18 protein-coding genes and 1 tRNA gene are annotated in these 17,453 nt (G+C 34.3%); 14 read left to right on the top strand and 5 right to left on the bottom strand.

Translation table 11 applies throughout. The features are described 5' to 3' along the window. The first annotated feature begins 154 nt into the window (after positions 1-154). Complete coding sequence (gene rnr, locus ACFS6I_RS12315; protein WP_380920944.1) at positions 155-2,284, top strand: ribonuclease R; 2,130 nt, start codon at positions 155-157, stop codon at positions 2,282-2,284. 74 nt (positions 2,285-2,358) lie between these two features. Here the strand turns inward: rnr and ACFS6I_RS12310 are convergent, their stop codons facing one another. Both ACFS6I_RS12310 and ACFS6I_RS12305 read right to left on the bottom strand, forming a co-directional pair. Continuing rightward, on the bottom strand, positions 2,359-2,925 hold the full coding sequence (locus tag ACFS6I_RS12310; RefSeq protein WP_021188481.1) for a DUF1572 family protein: 567 nt from the start codon (positions 2,923-2,925) through the stop codon (positions 2,359-2,361). Positions 2,926-3,070: 145 nt separating this feature from the next. Next, entirely contained in the window at positions 3,071-4,006 is a 936-nt protein-coding gene (locus ACFS6I_RS12305; RefSeq protein WP_380920942.1) for an MBL fold metallo-hydrolase, read from the bottom strand. A 160-nt stretch (positions 4,007-4,166) separates the two neighbouring features. Between ACFS6I_RS12305 and ACFS6I_RS12300 the strand changes: the two genes are divergently transcribed. From ACFS6I_RS12300 to rpsJ, 5 genes are all read left to right on the top strand, one after another. After that, positions 4,167-6,017 (top strand): acyltransferase family protein, encoded by a 1,851-nt coding sequence (locus ACFS6I_RS12300; RefSeq protein ID WP_380920940.1) that lies wholly within the window; start codon positions 4,167-4,169, stop codon positions 6,015-6,017. 131 nt (positions 6,018-6,148) lie between these two features. Next, on the top strand, positions 6,149-6,562 hold the full coding sequence (gene rpsL, locus ACFS6I_RS12295; RefSeq protein ID WP_002993550.1) for a 30S ribosomal protein S12: 414 nt from the start codon (positions 6,149-6,151) through the stop codon (positions 6,560-6,562). Between the two features lie 19 nt (positions 6,563-6,581). Further along, positions 6,582-7,049, top strand: coding sequence for a 30S ribosomal protein S7 (gene rpsG, locus ACFS6I_RS12290; protein WP_021188484.1), 468 nt, complete (start codon positions 6,582-6,584; stop codon positions 7,047-7,049). A gap of 128 nt (positions 7,050-7,177) precedes the next feature. Beyond that, positions 7,178-9,295, top strand: coding sequence for an elongation factor G (gene fusA, locus ACFS6I_RS12285; protein WP_315400840.1), 2,118 nt, complete (start codon positions 7,178-7,180; stop codon positions 9,293-9,295). Positions 9,296-9,371: 76 nt separating this feature from the next. After that, positions 9,372-9,677, top strand: a complete 306-nt coding sequence (rpsJ, locus tag ACFS6I_RS12280; RefSeq protein ID WP_013667229.1) for a 30S ribosomal protein S10 — start codon at positions 9,372-9,374, stop codon at positions 9,675-9,677. A gap of 241 nt (positions 9,678-9,918) precedes the next feature. Here rpsJ and ACFS6I_RS12275 read toward each other — a convergent pair whose 3' ends face one another. Beyond that, positions 9,919-11,028: an AI-2E family transporter gene (locus ACFS6I_RS12275; RefSeq protein WP_380920937.1), complete on the bottom strand. Its 1,110-nt coding sequence runs from the start codon at positions 11,026-11,028 to the stop codon at positions 9,919-9,921. Between the two features lie 127 nt (positions 11,029-11,155). After that, a complete protein-coding gene (locus tag ACFS6I_RS12270) occupies positions 11,156-11,806 on the bottom strand; it encodes a porin family protein (protein WP_132842788.1) in 651 nt (216 codons plus the stop codon). 287 nt (positions 11,807-12,093) lie between these two features. On the opposite strand from ACFS6I_RS12270, the gene ACFS6I_RS12265 reads away from it, so the two are divergent. Together ACFS6I_RS12265 and ACFS6I_RS12260 are read left to right on the top strand one after the other, a co-directional pair. Then, positions 12,094-12,164, top strand: a tRNA-Cys gene (locus ACFS6I_RS12265). A 32-nt stretch (positions 12,165-12,196) separates the two neighbouring features. Continuing rightward, positions 12,197-12,376 carry a hypothetical protein gene (locus tag ACFS6I_RS12260; protein WP_021188488.1) on the top strand — a complete coding sequence of 60 codons (180 nt, stop codon included), beginning with the start codon at positions 12,197-12,199 and terminating at the stop codon, positions 12,374-12,376. A gap of 41 nt (positions 12,377-12,417) precedes the next feature. Here ACFS6I_RS12260 and ACFS6I_RS12255 read toward each other — a convergent pair whose 3' ends face one another. Beyond that, entirely contained in the window at positions 12,418-13,167 is a 750-nt protein-coding gene (locus ACFS6I_RS12255; protein ID WP_380920934.1) for a copper homeostasis protein CutC, read from the bottom strand. A 330-nt stretch (positions 13,168-13,497) separates the two neighbouring features. Between ACFS6I_RS12255 and ACFS6I_RS12250 the strand changes: the two genes are divergently transcribed. From ACFS6I_RS12250 to ACFS6I_RS12225, 6 genes are all read left to right on the top strand, one after another. Beyond that, positions 13,498-13,902: a hypothetical protein gene (locus ACFS6I_RS12250; RefSeq protein WP_021188490.1), complete on the top strand. Its 405-nt coding sequence runs from the start codon at positions 13,498-13,500 to the stop codon at positions 13,900-13,902. A 63-nt stretch (positions 13,903-13,965) separates the two neighbouring features. Then, positions 13,966-14,259 (top strand): Smr/MutS family protein, encoded by a 294-nt coding sequence (locus ACFS6I_RS12245; RefSeq protein ID WP_380920932.1) that lies wholly within the window; start codon positions 13,966-13,968, stop codon positions 14,257-14,259. 52 nt (positions 14,260-14,311) lie between these two features. Continuing rightward, a complete protein-coding gene (locus tag ACFS6I_RS12240) occupies positions 14,312-14,983 on the top strand; it encodes a response regulator transcription factor (RefSeq protein ID WP_380920930.1) in 672 nt (223 codons plus the stop codon). Between the two features lie 131 nt (positions 14,984-15,114). After that, positions 15,115-16,398, top strand: a complete 1,284-nt coding sequence (locus tag ACFS6I_RS12235; protein WP_449329224.1) for a sensor histidine kinase — start codon at positions 15,115-15,117, stop codon at positions 16,396-16,398. 62 nt (positions 16,399-16,460) lie between these two features. Next, positions 16,461-16,901: a PepSY-like domain-containing protein gene (locus ACFS6I_RS12230; protein WP_021188494.1), complete on the top strand. Its 441-nt coding sequence runs from the start codon at positions 16,461-16,463 to the stop codon at positions 16,899-16,901. A gap of 12 nt (positions 16,902-16,913) precedes the next feature. Beyond that, positions 16,914-17,369: a PepSY-like domain-containing protein gene (locus tag ACFS6I_RS12225; protein WP_021188495.1), complete on the top strand. Its 456-nt coding sequence runs from the start codon at positions 16,914-16,916 to the stop codon at positions 17,367-17,369. Positions 17,370-17,453: the final 84 nt, after the last annotated feature.

The raw sequence follows: 17,453 nt of genomic DNA, 5'->3' as shown, positions 1-17,453 counted from the left end.
ACAAAGAACATTTAGATATCCACAATTTCGGATTAATATTTGTATATTGTATGTGATAAGACATCGGGAATAGCCTAAATAGCAATGGTATTATATTGCAAACTACAGTAGCCTTCTCCCCCACTTACAACACGATAAAAGTAAATAAAAACGTATGACGACAAAAAAAGAAAACCCGTACCAAGAGGTTTTAACACAGCTCATCATCGACATCTTCGAGAAGTCAAACAACAAGCCACTCAACTATAAACAAGTCGCATCAAAGCTGAACGTTCACGATTCAGATTCAAAAATAGCAATCGCCAACATTCTAACTGACCATCCAAAAAACAGCCCTTTTTTAGAGGTTGAGAAGGGTAAATTCAAACTTCGTCAACTTAAAGTTTACGTGATTGGAAAAGTCGATATGACTGCTGAGGGATCGGCTTATATTATACCTCAAGACGAATTTGAGAATGATATCTTTGTGGCGCCTAGAAAATTACGTCAAGCACTGCATGGAGATATTGTTAAAGTACATACTTTTGAAAAGAGCAGAGGCCGTAAAAAAGAAGGAGAAGTTGTTGAAATTATACAGCGTGCAAAAACAGATTTCACAGGTATTATCAATCTTTCTCAAAACTTCGCATTCTTTATTGCAGACGATAGAAAGATGTTGCATGATATTTTTATACCACTTGATAATCTTGAGGGTGCTAAGGATGGAGAAAAGGTTGTAGTCTCTATTATTGAATGGCCACAAGGTGCAAAAAATCCGATTGGCAAAGTCAAGACTATTTTAGGTAAAAAAGGAGAAAACAACACGGAAATGAATGCTATATTGGCAGACTACGGATTTCCATTAAAGTTTCCTAAAAAAGTTGAAGAAGAGGCAAATGCTTTACCAGAGACCTGCTCTAAGGAAGAAATTGCAAAACGCAGGGATTTTAGGGCAATCACCACATTTACAATTGATCCTGCTGATGCAAAAGATTTCGATGATGCAATTTCTTTTCAGCAATTAGAAAATGGGAATTATGAAATCGGAGTCCATATTGCCGATGTTTCGCACTATGTTATTCCAGAGACTGAACTGGACAAAGAAGCATACGAAAGAGGTACTTCAGTATATCTTGTCGATAGGGTAATCCCCATGCTTCCAGAGCGACTTTCCAATGGTGTATGTTCATTACGACCACATGAGGATAAACTTTGTTTCTCAGCGGTCTTTGAGCTTGATGAAAAGGCAAATGTTGTAGAGCAATGGTTCGGAAGAACGATCATTCATTCTGATCGACGCTTTTCTTACGAAGAAGCTCAAGATGTTATTGAAACAAAAATAGGAGATTTTGCTTCAGAGATACTAAAACTAAATGAACTTGCTTATATTCTTCGTGAGCGCAAATTTAAAAATGGTGCAATTGCATTTGAAAGTGAGGAAGTAAAATTCACGTTGGATGAGAACGGTAAACCAACAGGGGTCTATACCAAAGTAAGAAAAGATGCGCATAAACTCATTGAAGATTTCATGCTTTTAGCCAATAGAAAAGTTGCTGAATACATTGGGAAACAGGGAAAAGGAAAAAATAAATTACCATTTGTTTATCGTTTTCACGATGTCCCCAATCCAGAGACATTAACTACATTTTCTCAATTTGCTGCTCGGTTCGGGCATAAGTTAACGATCAAATCTGACAAAGAAACTGCAAAATCTCTCAATGCTTTAATGACTAAAATTGAAGGCAGTAAAGAACAAAATATGTTAACATCCTTGGCGATTCGTTCGATGGCAAAAGCGATCTATACGACAAAAGGAACAAGTCATTATGGTCTTTCATTTGATTATTATACGCACTTCACTTCACCTATTCGCCGATATCCTGATGTAATGGTACATAGATTATTAGCATACTATTTAAGTGGAGGTGATAAAATCAATGCCGATCATTATGAAAAAATGTGTGAACACACTTCACAAATGGAGAAGAAGGCAGCAGAAGCCGAACGTGCTTCAATAAAATATAAACAAGCTGAATTTTTACAGGAACAAATCGGGACTGAATATAAAGGAATTATCTCTGGTGTAACTGAATGGGGTATGTACGTAGAAATTGAAACCAACAAATGCGAAGGTATGGTTAGATTACGAGACATTAACGACGACTTTTATGTATTAGACGAAAAGAACTTTGCAATCATAGGTCAACGCAAGAAAAAGAAATATCAATTAGGTGACGAAGTACAGATCAAAGTTAAAAAGGTTGATCTTGACAAACGTCAAATCGATTTTACTTTAATCAGTTAAATCATATTAAAATACAATGGACGCCTCCAATCAAGTAAAACACTTTTTTGGGGGCTTTTCATTTCAAAGACAGACTAACCATCCAAATGTCTCAACATCTCATCTGTAAAATGCTCAATATGCCTGGTCTGCGTAAATTTAACAGCATTAAAAACTTCTGATTCGCCTTTCGGGATGGATAATGACTTCCAATTATTCCCTTTCATCATTTTTCCCAACATAACAATTTGTCCTACATGATAGGGATAATGAGCCAATTGTCGATTAATTGCTTCTACGACTGTATGGCCCTGATTACGGATATAAATTAGCTTTCCTAGATCTTCAAATTCCAAACACTTCAAGGTGTTAAATAAATTGTCCCATGCTTCATTCCATTCCCGAAACAACCTGTTCTTGTCCTGATCCACCAATTCAAACTCTGCATCACGATTTCTCCATTCTTTTTCACCATCAGAAGTAAGAAAATCTGTAAAACGAGACTTCATATTACCGGATATATGCTGAATAAGTACAGCTACACTATTACTTTCATCATTGTAACGCCAAAATAACTGGCTATCACTTAACTGATTCAAAGTACTATCAACTAAATGCTTATAATACAAAAACAATTTTTGAACATCCTCTAAATAATTCATAACAATCTGATTTACAAAATAAAACAATCTCTCATACACCTTCCAATTATCCTTAAATCTAAGTAGAAAAATTCACTTTTTTTTAGGTAAAACACAAAAATTGACATTCAATTGAAAAAAACATAGCCATCATTAATAGTATATATTAAAAGACCATTCGTTTTCCTTGCTCCGGAAAAATAAAATTAACTTTATAAGAATTATTTTCCAGCAATTGCCGTTTAATCGTGTCAACATTATCGGAAACAGGCTTCATATGGGTAACAATAACATTTAAACCTTGTAGCATATCTCTTCCGGTAAAAGTTGCTAACTTTCCCAATTCTTCGTTTAAAAGTAGAGGTGTTAAATGTCCAAAAAGTGATTTTTCTGGTTGTGCATTAGGAAATGAAACTTCAATCATTAAAGCTTTCAATCGTCGTGATTTAATTATGGGTGCTATAGATTGCCATAAATTTTCAAGATTTGTGACCTTTTCCACACGGTCTGCTCCTGTATCTCCTAGGTATACCATAGAACTATCACCTATAGTTACTAAAACTGCTGAACTCTTCATCGGGTTCACATGGCTTAAATCAAAAGCCTGAATAGTCATTCCGGTATTTGTTACCGTATCGATCTGGCCAATTTTTAAACGTTTATATTGATATTTCCGTATGGGTAGAGCACCTTCATTAGCAAAATTAGCCCATGTATCGTTTATGAAATAATGCGCTTTCAATACATCTATCATTGCTGCTGTTGCGTAAATATTTTTTGCAGCATCTGAGGGAGAATTGATTATCATGCCTGCCAGATGATCAAGATGTCCGTGTGAGATGAAATACCCTTTGATATAATCTCGCAATACCATGCCTGCTGGAACCTCAAATGTTTTTAAGGTTATCGCTTTTCGAATTCCAGCATTTATAGTACCGGCATCTAGCGCTAAATATGCATTTGCCTTATACTTACCAATCAAGTATGAAGATAGATTATCTTCATGATCTCCTCCATAAACTCCCAACGGCACTACTTCAAATGTTTGACTATATACTTTAGAACACAACAGAGTCAGCGTAAGCAGGATGATTTTTTTCATATTTATATTTTCGATTTTGATAAACGATACAAAAATATCATAAAAACATGAACGCAATTTTATGTTTTTATGATATTGTCTAAAAAATAAAATGGAACAAAATTTAATAGGTGAAATAAATTATTTTGTTCAGATTTGCAGTTTACAAGTTACTTTAAAAATGAAATTTAGAAATGATATAGGGGCATTACGTGCTTTAGCGGTACTGGCAGTAATTTTTTTTCATTTCAAAGTACCCTATTTTGATGGTGGCTTTAGTGGTGTGGATATTTTTTTCGTCATCTCTGGCTACTTAATGACCCGAATTATTTTAAAGGGCTTTGAGAATAGCAACTTTTCTTTTAAACAATTCTATACTAAACGTATAACACGCATTATTCCTGCACTTTTGTTTCTTCTTGTAGGTGTTTCTATTATTGGGAGTTTTATATTACTTCCAAAAGACTTACAGCAACTTGGAAATAATGCATTTTTCAGCATAATCTTTAGTTCTAATATTGAATATTATTTAAATAGTGGATATTTTGATGTTGCCTCTCAAAATAACATCCTTTTGCACACATGGTCATTATCGGTCGAATGGCAATTTTACCTTTTATACCCTGCCCTCTTATTCCCTTTTAAAAGTCTCTACACGAACAATAAAATAAGATTTGTTAGCTTTTTCATCTTTTTGATTATGCTGTCATTAGGTCTGAACTTATATTTCAATAATACAGACCAATCCTTCAGTTTTTATATGTTCCCGACTCGGGCATGGGAAATGTTAATTGGGGGACTTGCATTTTTAGGAGAGTCTTATACTCAAAAGTCGATACCCAAGCTCTTCAGAAAAGTAGTTGCAATTACGGGATATGCTATTTTAATTGTTAGTATCTATTTATTTAACGAACAAAATATAAGCTGGCCTTCCTATTATACACTTATTCCTGTCATTGCGACCTTTGGTATCATTATAGCACAGTGCGATTTCAATTTTTTATCCATTAAACCAATACAATGGGTAGCGAAACTATCCTATTCTTTATATCTATGGCATTGGCCAATTTATGTATTCGCCATTTATCTCGGATTGAATCAACCTTTTATTATCATTCCCATCCTCACACTATCTTTACTCTGTGCAAGTATTTCCTATTATTTCATCGAGACCAATAACAAATTTGATCAACTACCATTTACAATAGCTGCTACCACCGCTGTTGGGTTGCTAACAGGGATTATGATGTTATTTCCTTATAATCGATTACAAATAAATAAAGAAATTGATTACCTGACGAACTATAACACCAATTACAGAAAAAACAGACTTGCTTCACAATTCAGAAAAGGCACATGCCATCTGGATATAGACAATACATTTAAGCAATATAATTTTGAAAGCTGTGCCACCATCATTCCAAACAAAAAGAATATTCTTTTACTAGGGGATAGTCATGCGGGTGTTTTCGGACAGAGTTTAAAAGAGCAATTAGAAAAACAAAATATCAATCTTTTACAAGCAACCGTATCCACCACTTATCCACTTTTGGACACCAAAGGGCCAAAGGCATCTTGCGAACTGATCGACTATATGTATCAAAAATTTATACCAGAAAATACGAAAAAAATTGATGAAGTGATACTTGTTGGTTTTTGGGGCTCGCAACAATATCCAGATGAAACCTTAAAAATAAAACTTCAGCAAGTAATTCAATATTTCAAAGAAAATGGTATTCCGCTTAAAATGATCGGACAGACCCCTAGTTATTCTATCATCTTTCCAAATATTTTGGCTCTACAGATAAAAAATAAAAGTGTAAAAGAAGAAAACTACGTTGAATCCCGATCTGCACACATCAACACTTATCTAAAAACCTTTATTCCAGAAGATATTTACATTGATATTTACAATTTACCTGAAATAATTAAATACAATGGTCAAGATCCCTACATGCATGATGACGATCATTTATCGAAATATGGAGCTGATCAAGTTGTTCGTTACTTATTACAAAAAAAACTAATCTAACAGCTAACTCTAAGATTTTCAAGCAAAATGTGGAAAACTAATTGACTGGACATTTCGATTTAACAATAAAATGGTTATCTTTGCGAACTTATAATAATTTAAGAATAAAATTAAATAACAAAATCAGGTAAATGCCTACTATTCAACAATTAGTTAGAAAAGGTAGAGTAGCTCTGGTTGACAAGAGTAAGTCACCAGCGTTGGACTCATGTCCACAGCGAAGAGGTGTATGTACACGTGTATATACTACTACCCCTAAAAAACCAAACTCAGCAATGCGTAAAGTAGCTCGTGTACGTTTAACAAACGGTAAAGAGGTTAACGCTTACATCCCAGGAGAAGGTCACAATTTACAAGAACACTCAATCGTTTTGATTCGTGGTGGTCGTGTTAAAGATTTACCAGGTGTACGTTACCACATTATCCGTGGTGCATTAGATACTTCAGGTGTAGCAGGTCGTAACCAACGTCGTTCTAAATACGGAACTAAACGTCCTAAACCAGGACAAGCAGCGGCTGCGCCAGCAAAAGGTAAAAAGAAATAATTAAACGGAGGAAAGAAAAATGAGAAAATCAAAACCAAAAAAGAGAATCATTTTACCTGATCCAAAGTTTAACGACACTCAGGTAACACGCTTTGTAAACAATATGATGTACGATGGTAAAAAATCTACAGCATACGAAATTTTTTACAATGCAATTGAATTAGTAGAGCAAAAAACTAGCGAAAGCGGTTTAGAAGCTTGGAAAAAAGCTTTAAACAACGTTATGCCAGCTGTAGAGGTTAAATCTCGTCGTGTTGGTGGTGCTAACTTCCAAGTTCCTATGGAAGTTCGTCCTGAGCGTAAAATTGCTTTGGGTATGAAATGGTTAATTTCATATTCACGCAGACGTGGTGAGAAAACAATGTTTGAAAAATTAGCAGGAGAAATCATTTCAGCTTCTAAAGGTGAAGGTGCTGCTGTTAAGAAGAAAGAAGATACGCACAAAATGGCTGAAGCTAATAAAGCGTTCTCACACTTCAGATTCTAGTTTTGAACTTACACACAAAAATATGATTACACCGATCTTTGGTAAACGTTCATTCTTTTATCAGGATCGGTGTACTTATTTAGACAGAAAAATATTTAGCTCCATCTGGGCTAATGCTTAAAAATATTATGGCAAGAGATTTAAAATTCACTAGAAATATTGGTATCGCTGCTCACATCGATGCTGGTAAAACAACTACAACTGAGCGTATTCTTTACTACTCAGGTGTTAATCATAAACTTGGTGAAGTGCACGAAGGTGCTTCAACAATGGACTGGATGGAGCAAGAAGCTGAGCGTGGTATCACGATTACTTCTGCAGCTACTACAGTTTTCTGGCAGTACCGTGGTAACAAATACCAAGTAAACGTTATCGATACTCCAGGTCACGTAGATTTTACGGTTGAAGTAAACCGTTCATTACGTGTATTAGACGGATTAGTATTCTTATTTTCTGCAGTTGATGGTGTTGAGCCTCAATCAGAAACTAACTGGAGATTAGCTGATAACTATGCCGTTCCACGTATCGGTTTCGTTAACAAAATGGACCGTTCTGGTGCTGACTTCTTAAAAGTTGTTGGTCAAGTAAAATCAATGTTAGGTTCTGAAGCTGTAGCTTTACAATTACCTATCGGTGCTGAAGATACTTTCACTGGTGTTGTTGATTTAATTAACAACCGTGGTATCGTTTGGAACGAGCATGATAAAGGTATGACGTTTACAGAAGTTCCTATTCCAGAAGATATGTTGGAAGAGGTTGCTGAATACCGTGAGCGTTTATTAGAAGCTGTTGCTGGTTATGATGAGTCTTTGATGGAAAAATTCTTCGAAGATCCTAATTCATTAACTGAGCGTGAAATCTTAAATGCTTTACGTGCAGCAGTATTAGATAACTCTATCGTTCCTATGGTTTGTGGTTCATCTTTCAAAAACAAAGGTGTTCAAACTATGTTGGATTTAGTAATGGAATTATTACCTTCTCCAATGGATTCAGAAGGTGTTAAAGGTACTAACCCTGATACAGGTGAGGAATTATTACGTAAACCAGATGTTAACGAGCCTTTCGCTGCATTAGGTTTCAAAATTGCAACTGACCCTTTCGTAGGTCGTTTGTGTTTCATCCGTGCTTACTCAGGTAAGTTAGATGCAGGTTCTTATGTATTGAACACTCGTTCAGGTAACAAAGAGCGTATCTCTCGTATCTTCCAAATGCACGCTAACAAACAAAACCCTATCCCTTTCATCGAGGCTGGTGATATTGGTGCTGTTGTTGGTTTCAAAGATATCAAAACCGGTGATACTTTATGTGATGAAAAACACCCTATCGTGTTAGAGTCAATGAACTTCCCTGAGCCAGTTATCGGATTAGCAATTGAGCCTAAAACTCAAGCTGACATCGATAGATTAGGTATTGGTCTTGGTAAATTAGCTGAAGAAGATCCTACATTCGTAGTAAAAACTGACGAAGAAACTGGTCAAACAGTTATCTCTGGTATGGGTGAGCTTCACTTAGAGATCTTGATCGATCGTTTGAAACGTGAGTTCAAAGTTGAGGTTAACCAAGGTGCTCCTCAAGTATCGTACAAAGAGTCTATCAATGGAACTACTGAACACCGTGAAGTATTCAAAAAACAGTCAGGTGGTCGTGGTAAATTTGCGGACATTAAAGTTGTTATTTCTCCTGCGGATGAAGATTACGATTTAACTAAATCTCCACTTCAATTCGTAAATGAAATTGTTGGTGGTAAAATTCCAAAAGAATTTATCCCTTCAGTTCAAAAAGGATTTGAAACTTCAATGAAAAATGGTGTATTAGCAGGATTCCCATTATCAGGAATGAAAGTTCGTTTGATTGATGGTTCATTCCACGCTGTCGATTCAGATTCATTATCGTTTGAATTAGCTGCTCGTCAAGCATACCGTGAAGCATTGCCAAAATGTTCTCCTGTTCTAATGGAACCAATTATGAAAATAGAGGTTCTAACACCAGAAGAAAACATGGGTGATGTAATGGGTGACTTAAACCGTCGTCGTGGTTTGATGCAAGGTTTAGATAGCCGTAATGGTTCTCAAGTAATTAAAGCATTAGTTCCACTTTCGGAAATGTTTGGTTACGTAACACAATTGCGTACTATCACTTCAGGTCGTGCAACTTCTACTATGGAATTTGATCACTTCGAAGAAGCTCCACGTAACGTAACTGAAGAAGTTGTTGCAAAAGCAAAAGGTAAATTAAAAGGAGAATAATCCTTTCTAATATAAAGTAAACCGATCTCCTGTTGATAATAGCTCTAACGGGAGATCATTTTAAACAAAAACAAAAATGAGCCAAAGAATCAGAATCAAATTGAAATCATACGATTACAATTTAGTTGACAAATCAGCTGAGAAAATCGTAAAAACAGTAAAACCTACAGGTGCAGTTGTTAGTGGTCCTATTCCATTACCTACTGAGAAAAAAATCTATACAGTTTTACGTTCTCCACACGTTAACAAAAAAGCGCGTGAGCAATTCCAATTATGTTCATACAAGAGATTGTTAGATATTTATTCATCTAACTCTAAAACTGTTGATGCATTGATGAAACTTGAATTACCTTCAGGTGTTGAAGTAGAAATCAAAGTGTGATAGAATTGCACTGATTGAAAACAAGAAAGGCTTCTAATGTTAAATTAGAAGCCTTTTTTATATGCTGCTTTTTACTACTTATGGCGCCTCGTAATGAATAATTTATATAATTCCTAACATAGGTGTGACTTGAAGAAAAAACAAGTTTTAAGCTCAAATACAGTATTTAAATCACAATGACTTTTAAGTCAATTCCAAATCATGGCTTTACGCCCGAAAAAATACTCCAAAAAAAACTAATTTACTGCTTCTTCTTAGAACTTATTGTATTACGTATAGTAGAATAAGTATCTCCTTTATGATCTTCTTCTCCAAGCAAGTAACCCCATGGCTTCAATTCTTTTACACGGTCCATCACAATTTTGCAGATAGCCAATATAGGAATTGCTAAGAACATACCTGAAATCCCCCATATCAACTCTCCTACGATTATCGCCATCATCGCAAATAAAGAATTTACTTTTACTTTTGAGCCAACTACCTTTGGAACAATAAAATTACTATCGATAAGATGTATAATAATAAGTGCTCCAGTCACAATCAGTACATGTGTAAAGGAGGTCGTCGCAAAAGTAAGTAGTGCAATTACTAACATAGACGTGAAAATCCCAATATAGGGAAGCACATTAAACACGCCCGTGATAATAGCTAACAGTAAACTATATTTCACTCCAATGATACTCAAAGCTGCAAATACCAATGTAGAAACGATCAGCATCTGTAGCAATAAACCAATCAAATATTTTTTCACTACATACTGCACTTGGCCAACGACATCCATAACGATATTGTGGTGTTCTTGATGATTTAACAATAACAGAAATCGCACAATGTGACTACGATAGATAAGTAGAAAGAAAGTATAAAGGAAAGTAAATACAAAAAGTATCAACAGAGAAGATAAAGATAACAAAGCTGTTCCCAGTAAGAGCGTACCGCTATCAAGTGACTTAGTTGCCGTCTTATTAAGGATATCCATTTGTTCGTTATGCATAACGCCAAAGCGATCCGTAACCCAGATCTGCACATTATGAAATCCCACTAATATTTGTTCCTTAAAAGCTGGCCAATCTTCCTTAATCATCGATAATTGTGAAGCAAGCATGTAAAATCCAAATCCTAAAAGGCCAAAGAAAAGTAGAACGGTAATAATTCCAGCAAGAGTGCGAGGAAATTTCAGTTTTCTCTCAAAAAAATTACTTACGGGAACGAGCAACAACGCTAAAAGCAGCCCCAGTATAAAGGGGACTAATATTGTATCCCCTATCTTTGCGAGATAACCTAAAATAACAATGGAAATTAGCGTACAAGCTAATTTGACGTAAAATGGTAAGCTCAGGAATTTTGTCATAGTATCTTCTAAATGTAATTGTCAAACAATACTACTAATGTAAAGTTTTAGTTGACAATAAAAAACCCTTGCTCAAAAAGCAAGGGTTTAATTTTAAAAGATTTAATTACAATCTTAATTCTTTTAATTAAATTCCGAATCCGAGGCCTATTGACCAAACTCGGTTTTTAACATCTCCTTTTCCAATAAATTTAGATCCAGCAATGTTAGTTAAACCTAAGCCATAACCTGCATTAATAGATATTCCACTACCCAATTGATATCCTGCTAAAAAATTCACACCAAAGTCTGTACCTTTAAGGGTTTCATCTTTGCCAAATTTGAAATCATCGCTAACAGATGTACTTCCACTTCCTGATTTAGCTTCATATTTATTTTTTCCGCTTAAACCAAATGATACATATGGACCAGCTCCAACAAAGAATTTACCTTCTCCAGCAGTTGGGAATTTCAATACAAAATTCACTGGTACTTCTAACCACATAGTATTTTGTTTCACTTCATAAGTATTTTCACCAATTTTATAATCTGCAAACTTAGCTCCTTTTCCTTGTAAAGAAACTCCTGGTTGAATATAAAAGTTGCTCGTAACAGGTGCATCTAAATAACCAGTAACATGAAAGTTAACAGTGGATTTTGAATCAGAAAGGTCACTTCCCCCGTAACTGTAAGAAGGAAGATTGACACCTGCTTTAACTCCGTACCCTAATCCTCCTTGTGCATATGCACCAACAGAAAGTAATACTGCTGCAGTAGTTGATAATAATAATTTTTTCATCGCTCTATTATGTTATTAGTGTTTTCACAAACAATGCAAGTTACACGCCAAATGGATAAATCACTAATATTCAGATATATATTAAAAAAACAAAAGTCAAGATTACTGTACAATAAAATAGACAAGGACCTGTTTCTTGCTACAGTCTTTTTGAAACGCGGAGTATCAAAAAAAAATACAAAAAACAAAACAGCTTGATAATGATTATTTTAAAAAATAATTGCACAATAGTCTTTTTTAATCCAAATATTAATTTTACTTTTGCATTCCCCTAGGGGAACAAATAGGGTCGGATGGCCGAGTGGCTAGGCTGAGGTCTGCAAAACCTCCTACAGCGGTTCGAATCCGCTTCCGACCTCGTTTTATTGAACAATAAAAAAATTTATCAAAATGGGAGTTACACGTTTAAAAAGAAAAGATAGAAGAAATAAAACTACTTCACGTGTTGAAGTTCAGTTCTTAAGTTTAGGTAGTAATGTTGAACTTGGTTCAAGATCTAAAATGAAGAAATCAAATCAAATCGTTAAAAACGATGCTATCTTAAACCAATTAGTTTTAGAAGCTAAATAGGTTAAAAAATATTAAGAACAATAGCGTTGTAAATTACAACGCTATTGTTTTTTAAGGATGTCTACCAATTGGTGGACTTTTTCTTTTGATGTACGATAGATCGGTTCATTCATACCTTCCACTTCACTTCTATCATAAGACATTTGTGAATAAACTGTTTCTTTCGCGGAACTATGTATAGCAGTCGCTCCAGTTGTCTTTAAGATCATTTCGATATTATTACTATCCACTCCTGCACCAGGCATAATAACAATTTTTCCTTCCGCATATTTGACTAATTCCTTAAGTAATTCAACTCCATCCACGGCTTTATTCTGCAATCCTGAGGTCAATAAACGATCAATTCCCAATTCGATTAAAATAGCTAACGAAGACAGTGGATCGGCGCACTTATCGAATGCGCGATGAAAGGTTACATGCATCGGTCTTGCTGCATCGACAAGGGCTTTCGTTCGTTCAATATCAACTGTTGCATCGTTCTTCATTACTCCTATCACCACACCATCACAGCCAGCCTCTTTACAAAACTGTACATCAGCCATCATCTCATCAAACTCTAAATCGGAATAAACAAAATCACCTCCTCTTGGACGTATGAGAACATGTATGCCAATATCGATCAACTTTCTTGCTTGAACAATCTGACCGTAAGAAGGTGTGATGCCGCCATTTTCCAAATTTTGACAAAATTCGATCCGCGTAGCCCCACCTTGCGCAGCATACAATGCAGAATGAGGTGAATTGGAACAAATTTCCAATTGATACCCGTTTATAGTGATTTCTTTTCCCATTAATTTAATATACAATAATCTTTTCTGAAGTTTTCGAATAAAAAGGGAGAAAGATCAATTTGAACCTCCTCCCTTCTATATTAAGTACAAAATCCCAATTATACTCAACCATTAGGTAGATGTAGAGTCCTGTAACAGCCTCTAATCTTATTTACCTAACAAAGGTACAATAAACTAATAATATACACTAAAACTTCTTTAAACTGGCTGTGTGGGTGATATAAAAAGCTCGATGCAAAACAAGAAAACTTTATTTCGTTTTTTTTGTTTTACATTATTGTAATTTAAAATGATCAAAATTTTAATTATATTCATACAAAAAGGGGTATTATGTCAATCGTATCAAAAGATTTTGAAATTCAAGAAAATCTCATTGTACTCATTGAAGATCTTGAAAGCACGATTTATGATCTTAATCATCGTCTTGCTGGTTACGGCCAGCTCTATAATAAGGCACGTAACCAAACGAATGACTCTAGCGTAGCGTATGAAGAAATTGCAGATCAAATTGGTGAAAAGCATCATATTTTATATCACAAGATGAAATCGCTTAATCATTTGCTCGAAATAATTAATGACTATCGTGACAGTAATGGTATTTTTCAGGACCATAATGATCTAATAATACAAATACAGGATATTATGCTTACTCATGCTGAAAAAGAGTCTTATGAGGAAGCTGCGACTATCAAAAAATGGTATGACCGACTCCATTCAGCTGTCGACGTTAAGTAAAGCTCCTTGAACTTTATTTGTAGTCTGTTAATCTTACTTTTGTACCTTTGCAAAAAGATTTACATGAAAAAACCCCCTGTACAAATAGATTTACATGCTGAAGCCTTTCTATACGACTGGCAGGATTATACACCAGAGGAATTAGCTAATGAGTCTCTCATCTACATGCGCGATATGTTGGATGCTGCAATATATTGGGATATGCCTGAAATAAAATTTGTACATGGAAAAGGTAAAGGAATTCTGAAAAAAATGGTCTATGATGAACTGATGATTTATAAAAATCAAAGAGCAATTTCCCATTTTCATCCTGCTTATCATAATGATGATATTGTCGTAGTTGTTATTGGACTTTAATTCCCAAGTCTTTCCTAATTTCAAAATTAACTTTGTTAGCTAATTAAAAGATATGAAAATATTACTAATCGAAGATGAAGTTGCCTTGAGCCAGGTTATCATGCAATCTTTAGAAGCTGAAAAATACCTTGTTGAACAAGCTTTTGATTACAATAGCGCATTAGAGAAAATATCAATTTATTCATATGATTGTATTTTACTCGATATCATGTTACCCGGAGGTTCTGGATTGCAACTCTTAGAAAAGATTAAAGAAATTGGAAAAGAAGAATCAATCATCATCCTGTCGGCCAAAGATTCTGTAGACGATAAAGTAAAAGGTTTAGAGCTAGGTGCTGATGACTATTTAGCCAAACCTTTTCATTTGGCAGAATTACATGCACGGATCAAATCGATTATACGCCGAAAGAATCAACATGGTGATGATATCATTACGTATAAAAACATTGCAGTAAACACAACAGACAGAAGCATACAGATTAATAACAAACCAGTGGTTCTCAACCGAAAGGAGTTTGATTTACTCTATTATTTTATTATCAGGCCTACTAAGCTTATTCAAAAAAATAGCTTAGCAGAGTCAATTTGGGGTGATCATATTGATCAGGCTGACAGTTTAGACTTTATTTATTCACAAATAAAAAATTTAAGAAAAAAATTAAAAGATAATCATGCTGATATCGATATCCAGGCTGTTTATGGTATAGGATACAAATTGATTTAATGACCCACAAGGCAATAATGGCCAAGATCTAAAAATATATTCACGATTGTTTGAATGGCTTCAAAAACTGGTGAAGTGATCTTTATATTGCCATTAACTGCTAATACCATTATTTAAAACTAAATATTTTAATGAAAAAGTCGCTCAAGAATTACACTATAAGATACATTACAATCATGATTTTGATTGTAATTGCGGTGTGGGCAACATTATTTTATGCATACATCACAGAAGAAGTGTATGATAATGTAGACGACGGCTTAAAGAATCAAAAAATTGAAATTATTCGTGCTGCATACCAAGATGAATCTATTCTAAAAACGGATACATTCGGTATTAATCAGTTTAAAATCACCAAATCTGATGTGCAAGTAAACAAGGATGAAAAAAATATTTTCAAAAACGATCTCATATACATGCCATATGATGAGGATATGGAACCTTATCGAATTTTAAATACTTACTTCTATGGTAAGGACAAACAGCTGTATCAACTGGAAATTCGAACTTCAACCGTAGAAGAAGATGAACTAAAATATGATCTGGCAACTGCTTTGATAATACTATACATCTTGATTATTGTGAGTATATTTTTACTCAACACCCTTGTATTTCACCGAGCTTTTAAGCCTTTTTATCAAATTCTTGACAAGTTAGAGCACTATCAGTTTGGGAAAATAAAAACAGCTGTACCGATCAACAGTAATGTTAGAGAATTTATGCTATTGGATACCGAAATCGATAAAATGCTTGATCGCAATGAAAAAATATTCCAGCAACAAAAACTGTTTATTGAAAATGCTTCCCATGAGTTACAGACGCCTTTGGCGATCAGTAGTAATAAACTAGAATTACTGCTAGAAGATGAACAACTGGCAGAGCATCATTTAATCACGATCAGTGAAACTAAAGAAGCTTTAGAACGTATGATTAAATTAAATAAGGCATTACTTATGCTATCTCGCATTGAAAACAATCAATTTGATGCTACGCAAACAGTGGATTTTAATAGCGTAATTCACGAAGCGTGTGAAGAGTTAGCAGACTTGATTGAATTTAGGGGAATCACTTTAGAAGTTCTTGAGCATGGAAAGTTCTCTGCTGATTTCAATGTGGATCTAGTAAAGATATTAATTTCCAATTTACTCCGTAATGCTATCAACTATAATAAATCAAAAAATGGATTTATAAAAATCGATATTCATAAGGATTTCTTTACAATTGCAAATTTAGGCAAAAACACTGCACTACAGGCAGAAAATATTTTTGATCGATTTCACAAAGAAAATACTGCAATCAATTCAAATGGATTAGGTCTTTCTATAGTTAAAACAATCATAGAGACAAATAAGACCATCAGCATAAATTACTCATACTTAAATAATTTTCATATTTTTAAGATACAAAAGCTATAATTCCTAATTCTTTACCAAATTGTATGGGAACTTTGTTATATAAATAAATAGGAGGATATATTATGAACAAAATTAAAACAATGGCGATCGTTGCTTTAGTAGCATTATCGACAGTTAGTTATGCACAAAAAAAGGTGATTAACAGCAATCAATTACCTGCAAATGCACAAACATTTATTAAAAACAATTTTGCCAGCAATCAGATCACAAGTACAATTGAAGAAAAAGAAAATCTACTTTCAAAAGAATACCAAGTGATTTTAAATAATGGTACAAAAATAGAATTTGATAAATCAGGAAATTGGGAAGAAGTAGATGGTCACAATAACGCTATTCCTTTAAAATTTGTACCAAAATCAATTCAAAATTATGTTACAAAAAGTTTTCCTAATACCCACATTGTAAAAATCAAAAAGTCAAGCCGTAAATTTGAAGTTGAAATTTCAAATGGTCTTGAATTGGAGTTTAATAAAAAAGGGCAGTTTACTAAAATAGATGATTAATAGAATTAAAATATGAAAAAACTAATTTTAACATTTACAGCCTTACTTGCTCTTGCATTCATCGTGGTATCATGTGACAAAGATGATGATCATCAAGTCCCAAACACCGAATTACCTGCAGCGGCGGTCAGTTTTCTTGATACTTATTTTAAAGGTATAACAATTCGGAAAACAGAGAAACAAACTCCTACTGCAACAAATAAAACAGCTTACAGTGTGGAGTTAGCCAATGGAATCGAAGTTGATTTTGATCAAGAAGGTAATTGGAAAGAAGTAGAATCTGACAATGATACCGCTATTCCAACGGGTTTTATCTCAACTACTATAGTCAGCTACGTGGATACAAATTATAAAACTGCACAAATCAGCGCCATCGATAAAGTTACTGCTGGATTTGAAGTCGAACTGACAAATGATATCGATTTATTGTTCGATCCAAGTGGTCAATTTGTAAAAATCATCTTATAAAATTAAAAGCCTCCTTCAGTATGGACTGCCCCCAAAATATTGGACAAATTTAGTTAATTAGATTTGTAATAATGAGCTCGATAT

The organism is Sphingobacterium anhuiense, from assembly GCF_042686355.1.
Lineage (GTDB): Bacteria > Bacteroidota > Bacteroidia > Sphingobacteriales > Sphingobacteriaceae > Sphingobacterium > Sphingobacterium anhuiense.
Note: the sequence above shows the minus strand (reverse complement) of the source record. Positions and strands in the feature narration are given on the sequence as shown.

Excerpts from the sequence above, each read along its gene's own strand:
- rnr (WP_380920944.1), top strand. The coding sequence starts at position 155 with ATGACGACAAAAAAAGAAAACCCGTACCAAGAGGTTTTAACACAGCTC.
- ACFS6I_RS12310 (WP_021188481.1), bottom strand. The coding sequence starts at position 2,925 with ATGAATTATTTAGAGGATGTTCAAAAATTGTTTTTGTATTATAAGCAT.
- ACFS6I_RS12305 (WP_380920942.1), bottom strand. The coding sequence starts at position 4,006 with ATGAAAAAAATCATCCTGCTTACGCTGACTCTGTTGTGTTCTAAAGTA.
- ACFS6I_RS12300 (WP_380920940.1), top strand. The coding sequence starts at position 4,167 with ATGAAATTTAGAAATGATATAGGGGCATTACGTGCTTTAGCGGTACTG.
- rpsL (WP_002993550.1), top strand. The coding sequence starts at position 6,149 with ATGCCTACTATTCAACAATTAGTTAGAAAAGGTAGAGTAGCTCTGGTT.
- rpsG (WP_021188484.1), top strand. The coding sequence starts at position 6,582 with ATGAGAAAATCAAAACCAAAAAAGAGAATCATTTTACCTGATCCAAAG.
- fusA (WP_315400840.1), top strand. The coding sequence starts at position 7,178 with ATGGCAAGAGATTTAAAATTCACTAGAAATATTGGTATCGCTGCTCAC.
- rpsJ (WP_013667229.1), top strand. The coding sequence starts at position 9,372 with ATGAGCCAAAGAATCAGAATCAAATTGAAATCATACGATTACAATTTA.
- ACFS6I_RS12275 (WP_380920937.1), bottom strand. The coding sequence starts at position 11,028 with ATGACAAAATTCCTGAGCTTACCATTTTACGTCAAATTAGCTTGTACG.
- ACFS6I_RS12270 (WP_132842788.1), bottom strand. The coding sequence starts at position 11,806 with ATGAAAAAATTATTATTATCAACTACTGCAGCAGTATTACTTTCTGTT.
- ACFS6I_RS12260 (WP_021188488.1), top strand. The coding sequence starts at position 12,197 with ATGGGAGTTACACGTTTAAAAAGAAAAGATAGAAGAAATAAAACTACT.
- ACFS6I_RS12255 (WP_380920934.1), bottom strand. The coding sequence starts at position 13,167 with ATGGGAAAAGAAATCACTATAAACGGGTATCAATTGGAAATTTGTTCC.
- ACFS6I_RS12250 (WP_021188490.1), top strand. The coding sequence starts at position 13,498 with ATGTCAATCGTATCAAAAGATTTTGAAATTCAAGAAAATCTCATTGTA.
- ACFS6I_RS12245 (WP_380920932.1), top strand. The coding sequence starts at position 13,966 with ATGAAAAAACCCCCTGTACAAATAGATTTACATGCTGAAGCCTTTCTA.
- ACFS6I_RS12240 (WP_380920930.1), top strand. The coding sequence starts at position 14,312 with ATGAAAATATTACTAATCGAAGATGAAGTTGCCTTGAGCCAGGTTATC.
- ACFS6I_RS12235 (WP_449329224.1), top strand. The coding sequence starts at position 15,115 with ATGAAAAAGTCGCTCAAGAATTACACTATAAGATACATTACAATCATG.
- ACFS6I_RS12230 (WP_021188494.1), top strand. The coding sequence starts at position 16,461 with ATGAACAAAATTAAAACAATGGCGATCGTTGCTTTAGTAGCATTATCG.
- ACFS6I_RS12225 (WP_021188495.1), top strand. The coding sequence starts at position 16,914 with ATGAAAAAACTAATTTTAACATTTACAGCCTTACTTGCTCTTGCATTC.